Raw genomic sequence first — 7,165 nt, 5'->3', positions numbered from 1 at the left:
CAGTGCGAGGGCGTGCGCGAAGCCGCGGTGATCGTGGTGGGCGAGGCGCAGAAGCAGCGGCTCGCGGCGTATGTGGCGGGGCAGTCCGATGCAGCGTCCCTGCAGCCGCTCGACCCGCAGCGTCTGCAGCGCGAACTGGAGCAGAAGCTGCCGGGCTACATGGTGCCGTCATCGATAACAGTGCTCGCGCGGCTGCCGTGGATGCCCAACGGCAAGCTCGACCGGGCGTCGCTGCCCACGCCGCAGGCGGGGGCGATCGAACGGGTGGCGCCGTCGAACGAGGTCGAAGCGGCACTGCTGTCGATCTGGGCGGCCGTGCTCGGGCGCGATGACCTCGGTGTGACGGACAACTTCTTTGAAGCGGGCGGCGACTCGATCCAGAGCCTGCAGATCATCGCGCGGGCACGCGAGGCCGGCTGGCGGCTGACGCCGCGGCAGGTGTTCGAGCATCCGACCGTGGCGGGCCTCGCGCAACGCGCACAGCGGCTGGACGCGGGCGCAGTACAGGAGTTCGACGACGGCGCCGCGCTGCCATTGACGCCGATCCAGCGGCTCTTCTTCGAGCGCTATCCGCAAGGGGAATCGCACTGGAACCAGGCGGTGTTGCTGAAGGTGAAAGGGCGGCTCGTGCCGGTGGCGCTGGAGCGCGCGGTGGCGGCGCTGGAGGCACGGCACGACGCGTTGCGGCTGCGGTTCGTGAAGGAGGCAGGGGAGTGGAAGCAGGTGGCGGTGAAGCAAGCAGGGGCGTCAGAGATGTCCGCGCGAATGTCTGAAGCCTCTCAAGCATCGCAGACCTCAACAGCACCAGACGCTCCAGGGGGAGCGCAAGCATCGCAGACCTCACAACCATCACACTCAGCTAGCACAGCGGTAGTCCATCACGACCACCTCGCCTCGCTTGCCCGGCTGACAGCGGCCTGCGACCGCATCCAGTCGAGTCTGAACATCGAACACGGCCCGGTCTGGCGCATAGGCCACTTCGAGACGCCCGACGAAACGCGCGTACTGATCGCGATCCATCACCTGGCGGTGGACGGCGTCTCCTGGCGCGTGCTCCTCGAAGAACTGCAAACCGCCTACGAACAGGCCGAACGCGACGAACCCGTCGCACTGCCGGCGACGTCGATGCCATGGCGCGCCTGGGTGCGCGCGCTCGAACAATATTCGCACTCCGATGCAGTTCAGTCGGAAGCCAGTTGGTGGCAGAACGCGCTGAGTGTCCTCGATGAGGCTTCGGAACTTCCGTTGCGTGCACCCGCAGGCACGCGCGTCGCCGGAAGCGAAACAATCGACTGGACACTCGACGCTAGCCGCACGCGCGATCTGCTGCAAAACGCGTCGCGCGCCTATCGCACGCGCGTCGACGAATTGCTGCTCGCCGCGCTTGCGCAGGCGCTGGGCGCGTGGAGCGGCGCGGCTGAAATTGCCGTCGAACTGGAAGGCCATGGCCGCGAAGACGTGATCGACGGTGCCGACCTGAGCCGCACCGTCGGCTGGTTCACAACGCGCTTCCCGGTCGCGCTTCCAGGAGCCCCGGCAGCACCTGGCGATGCCCTCGTTGCGGTCAAGGAGCGAGTGCGTGCCGTGCCTCACAAAGGGATGCACTGGGGGCTGCTCGACGCGAGCCGCGCGCGGCCGCGTCCGGCGATCAGCTTCAACTATCTCGGGCGCTTCGACCAGTCGTTCGACGCGGCATCGCGCTTCACCTTCAGCTCCGATGATGCAGGCAGCAGCCACGGACCCGGCGCGCGCGTCGATTACGCGCTCGACCTCAACGGCATCGTCACCGGCGACACGCTGCTGCTACGCTGGCGCTTCGATCCGGCGCGCATCGCGCGTGAAAGCGTCGAGCGCATTGTCGCGGCCTTCGATCAACACGTCGACGCACTGATCGCGCACTGCGTCGCCGCACCACCGGGCGCGACAGCGTCGGATTTCCCGTTGTCGGGCCTCGACCAGGTGCAGTTGCGCGCGCTGCGCCTGCCGCTTGGCGGCGTCGCCGATATCTATCCGGCTACACCATTGCAGCAGGGCTTGCTCTATCACAGCGAGTTACAGCAGGGCGAGGGCGTGTATGTGAACCAGTTGCTGCTGACGCTCGGCGGCCGCCTCGACGCCGCCGCCTTGCGCGCCGCCTGGCAGGCCGCCATCGCGCGGCACGACATGTTGCGCACGCGCTTCGAGTGGCGTCATGGCGAAGCGGCGTTGCAGATCGTGCAGCGCGAAGCCGTGCTGCCGTTTGCGGTGCACGACTGGTGCGATGCACACGACTACGACGCGCGCCTCGCCACGTGGCGCGCGGCGGACATCGCTGCGGGAATCGATGCGTCGCGCGCGCCGCTGATGCGTGTCAACGTGTTCCGGCGTCCGGATGGCCGCTTCGACCTCGTGCGCACGCATCACCATGTACTGACCGACGGCTGGAGCGGCGCACGTCTGCTGGCCGAAGTATTCGACGACTACGAGCGTGCGTTGGGCGTTTCCCCGACTGACGGCGCGCGCGCTGCCGCAGGCATGCCGCCATCGTACCGGCGCTATGTCGAGTGGCTCGCTGTGCAACCCGATCCACGGGATTGGTGGAGCGAGCGGCTCCCTGCCACCGACGATACCGGCACGCTCACAGCCAGCCTTGTCGCGCCGCTCGGCATAGATTCGAGCGAGGCGGCGAGCGTGCCACGCAAGCTCACGCTCGAACTGGACGCGCCGCTCGATGCGCGAGTGCGCCGCGCCGCGCAGCGGCATCGCGTGACGCTCAACACGTTGATGCAGGGCGCGTGGGCCGTGCTGCTCGCGCGCGCGAGCGGCAAGCGGACGGTGGCCTTTGGTGTCACGGTGTCGGGGCGGCCCGCATCTCTCGCTGGATCAGATCAAATGTTCGGACTGTTTATCAATAGCCTTCCCGTGTTTGCAGCGGTGCCCGGCGAGGTGACGATACCGGCATGGCTCGACGAATTGCAGACCTGCAACATGCAAATGCGTGAGGTCGAGCATACGCCGCTATCGTCGCTGCAGCAGTGGGCAGGTCGCAGCGGCGACGCGTTGTTCGACAGCCTGATCGTGTTCGAGAACTATCCGGTTGCGGCTCGCGCGGCGTCCACGGCAACCGACGCGCTGCGTGTGGTGCGCGTGGATTCGTTCGAACGCACACACTATCCGCTGACGTTGACGATCCTGCCGGCGACACGCATCGAACTGCAATGGCAGTGGGACAACCGGCGGCTCACGCGTACTCAGGTCGAGCAGTTGCAGCGGCAATATCTCGGGCTCCTCGATCAACTCGCTGACGACGGTGAGCACGCGCCGCGCTTCGTCGGCGAACTTGCGGTGCGGCGAGGTGCGCCGCACGCCGAGCCGTTGCCAGAAGCCGCGCCGCTCGCGTGGCACGAACGCTTTGCGGCTGAGGCGTCGCGCGTGCCGCATCGCATCGCCATCCGGCAAAACGGCGAAGCGTTCGACTACGCGACGCTCGCCCGTTGGTCCGCGACGATCGACGCGCGTTTGCGTGCGAGCGGCGTCGCGCGGGAGGAGTGCGTAGCCGTCTGCATGCGCCGCTCGCCGGCGCTGATTGCCAGCATGCTCGGCGTGTGGCGCAGCGGCGCGGCTTATGTGCCGCTCGACCCGTCGTTCCCGGCGGAGCGCCTCGCCGCCATGCTGGACGACGCAGGCATAACGCGGGTCATCGCAGACGAAGAAGGGCGCGCGCGGCTCGGCAGCGCGCTCGACGGTCGTGTCGTGGTGAATGGTGGGATTGGCGCAGAGGTCGGAGCTCCGGGTGTCCCTAACGCCGTGGTCGGCAAGGCGGCAACAGTGCCGCCACCCGTATTGCCATGCACCGGTTCGGAACTCGCCTACGTGATCTACACGTCAGGTTCGACAGGGCGACCCAAGGGCGTTGCGGTTTCTCACGGCGCGCTGGCGAGGCTGCTCGAGAGTGTCGATATCACCATGGGCATCGATAAGGACGACGTACTATTGTCAGTCACTACACCGTCGTTCGACATCTCGCTGCTGGAATTCTGCCTGCCGCTCATGAAAGGCGCTTGCGTCGAAATGGCCGACGCCGCCACGGTCGCGGACGGCGCTGCGCTCGCGCGTCTTATCGATGAAAGCGGCGCGAGCATCATGCAGGCAACACCTAGCGGCTGGCGTCTTCTGATCGAATCGGGTTGGCGCGGGGCGTCGCGTGGACGACTCACCGGCATCGCCGGCGGCGAGCCGTTGCCCGCAGACCTGACGGTTCAACTCGCGCAACGCGGCGTCGATTTGTGGAACCTCTATGGCCCGACCGAAACGACGATCTGGTCGACTTGCGCCCGGGTGTCTCAAGGCGGAGCGGTCACCATTGGTCGCGCGCTGCATGCGAACGCGCTGCGCATCGTCGACGCGAGCGGCCAGTTGACGCCGCAAGGCGGCGTCGGGGAACTGTGCATCGGCGGCGACAATCTTGCGCGCGGTTATCTGGGTCGCGCCGGACTCACCGCCGAGCGCTTCGTGCCTGATCCGTACGGGCCGCCGGGTGCGCGGATGTACCGCACAGGCGACCTGTGTCGCGAGCGGCCCGACGGCGAAGTCGAATGCCTTGGCCGGATCGACCAGCAGGTCAAGCTGCGCGGTTATCGAATCGAACTGGGCGAAATCGAGGCGGCGCTGCGCGACTTCAACGGCGTGCTCGACGCCGCAGTCGCGCTCGTGTCGGGCGCAGGTGACGCCGAAGCGCGGCTCGTCGGGTATGTGGTGGGCCAATCACCCGCGGTACCGGCAGGCTGGCGCCAGACGCTTGCCACACGTCTGCCGGGCTACATGGTTCCCGCGGCGCTCTACGAGATCGACGCGCTGCCTCGCACCGCGAACGGCAAGCTCGATCGCAACGCGCTCGCGCGGTTCGAGGTGTCGCCGCAAAGCGAGGCGCAGTGGGCGGAGCCATCGGGCGAAATCGAAGTGCTGACGGCGCGGCTGTTTGGCGATGTGCTGGGGCTCGCGCGTGTCGGCGCCGACGACGATTTCTTCGCGCTCGGTGGCCACTCGCTCGCGGCGGTGCGATTGATTGCCCGACTGTCGGAAGAGCTCGGACGAAAGGTTGCGCTCGCGGCGCTGTTCAACAGTCCTACACCGAGGCTGTTGGCTCGACTGCTTACGGACGTTGTGGATGGAAACACGCAGGTCGACGTGTCGTCGGGAAAGACCGCGAGCGATGAGTTGCAGGCGCTCGATGGACTGTTCGATGCGCTGGATTGAGAAGCGAACACCATGCGCGGGCGCGACGCGCCCGCTTACCTATTCAGACTGACCAGACTGACGTCATGCAGACCACGACCCGCAACGAACCGGCCGCAGCGCCGGATTCCTCCACAGTCATCGGCGACGCGCCGAGCCACGCGCTCGCGATTGCGCGCAAGTACGCGGCATTGTCGCCGGAGCGTCGGCGCCGTTTTCGCGAGAAGGCGAGCGAGCAGGGCATCGATCCCGCGCGTCTGCCGATCGTGCCGTTGTCGCGCGAGGCTGGCAACGCGAACGATGCGGACGGCGTTCCTTCTTCACCCGGCTCCGCGCTTTACCCCCTTGCGCCCGCGCAGGAGCGCCTGTGGTTCTTGTGGAAACTCGATCCGCAGAACCCGGCGTACAACCTGTCGCGTGCGCTGCGGTTGACGGGACGTCTCAATGTGCCAGCACTGCGCCGTGCATTCGATGCGCTCGTCGCACGCCATGGCGCACTGCGTACGCGCTTCGTGGAGACGCGCGGCGTGGTCGCGCAGCACATCGGCGACGGCGCCCACTACCTATGGCATGAGCACGCGCTCGAAGACGCCGCGCAACTGCGCGACACGCTGCGTGCCGCCGCGCGCGAACCGTTCGACCTGGTGAAGGGGCCGCTGCTGCGTGTCGATCTCATCGCGATCGGGGCAGAGCGTCACACGCTCTCGATCGTCGTGCATCACATCGTGTCCGACGGCTGGTCGCAGTCATTGCTCGTTCGCGAACTCGCGGCGTTGTATCGCGCGGCGCTCGCGGGCGAGGATGCGCCGCTGGCTCGCGCGCTGCCGCCCGTCGAAATTCATTTCGGCGACGTCGCTGCATGGCAGCGTGAATGGCAGGACGGCGCGCTCGTTGACGATCTAGCGTATTGGACGCAGCGCCTCGGCACCGATCGCCCCGCGCTCGAACTACCATTGGATCGGCCGCGCGCTGCGGTGCGCGGCATCGAGGGCGGACGGGCGCGGCGCGACGTCGGGCCGCCGCTCGCCGGGCGCTTGCGCGAAGTCGCGCGCGCGCAGCGCACGACGCTTTTCACTTTACTGCTTGGCGCGTATGCCGCCTTGCTGTATCGCTATGACGGGCAGTCGGGCGTACGGATCGGCGTGCCGTCGGCGGGACGGCAGCGCAGCGAGACGGAAGGGCTGATCGGCTTTTTCGTCAACACGCTCGTGATCGACGTCGACGTGGACGGCCGCATGCCGTTCGGCACGCTGCTCGCTGGATTGCATGAGCGTGTGCTCGAAGCGCATGCGCACCAGGCGGCGCCGTTCGGCAGCATCCTCGACGCATTGCGGATCGAACGCGATCTCGGGCGCTCGCCGCTGTTTCAGGTGATGTTCAACCTCGAGCAGGCGACGAGTAGCGCGTCCGTTGCGATGCCAGGACTTGTCGTGGAGCCGGAGGCAGGCGGCACGGACACGGCGCGTTTCGATCTTGTGCTGAACGTGGTGGACGACGGGCACGGCCTGCGCCTGATGTTCAACTATGCGGCGGATGTGTTCGATGCAAGCACCGTCGAGCGAGTTGCATTGCAGTACGAAGCGATTTTGGATCAGATGGCCGAGGACGTCGCGCGGCGCGTTGGATCGTTGACGCTGCCCGGGCGATACGAAGCAGCGCCGTTGCAGCGTTATGCGTTCGAGTCGCTCGGGATGGCGCTCGCGGCGCAGGCGAAGCGCTCGCCGCATGCGATCGCGCTGCGCTGCGAGGATGAATCGCTCACCTATGCGGAACTGGACGCGTGGTCGGCGGCGCTGGCTGCGAAGCTCGTCGCGCGAGGCGTTGGCGCCGAGCGTCGCGTGGGGTTGTGCGTGGCGCGCGGCCCGGCGCTGGTTGCGGCGCTGCTTGGGATCATCCGCTCGGGTGGGGCGTTCGTGCCGCTCGATCCTGAGTATCCGCCCGCACGCCTTGC

2 protein-coding genes are annotated in these 7,165 nt (G+C 67.3%); both read left to right on the top strand.

All coding sequences use genetic code 11. The features are described from left to right. The coding region (locus J2W46_RS34210) for an amino acid adenylation domain-containing protein (RefSeq protein ID WP_374726920.1) at positions 1–5,235 on the top strand (5,235 nt) is incomplete at its 5' end. A 65-nt stretch (positions 5,236–5,300) separates the two neighbouring features. Then, on the top strand, positions 5,301–7,165 hold a 1,865-nt coding region (locus tag J2W46_RS34205; protein ID WP_310360425.1), incomplete at its 3' end, for a condensation domain-containing protein.

This window comes from Paraburkholderia strydomiana, from assembly GCF_031456815.1.
GTDB classification, from domain to species: domain Bacteria; phylum Pseudomonadota; class Gammaproteobacteria; order Burkholderiales; family Burkholderiaceae; genus Paraburkholderia; species Paraburkholderia caledonica.
This window is presented reverse-complemented; position numbering and strand designations above follow the sequence as displayed.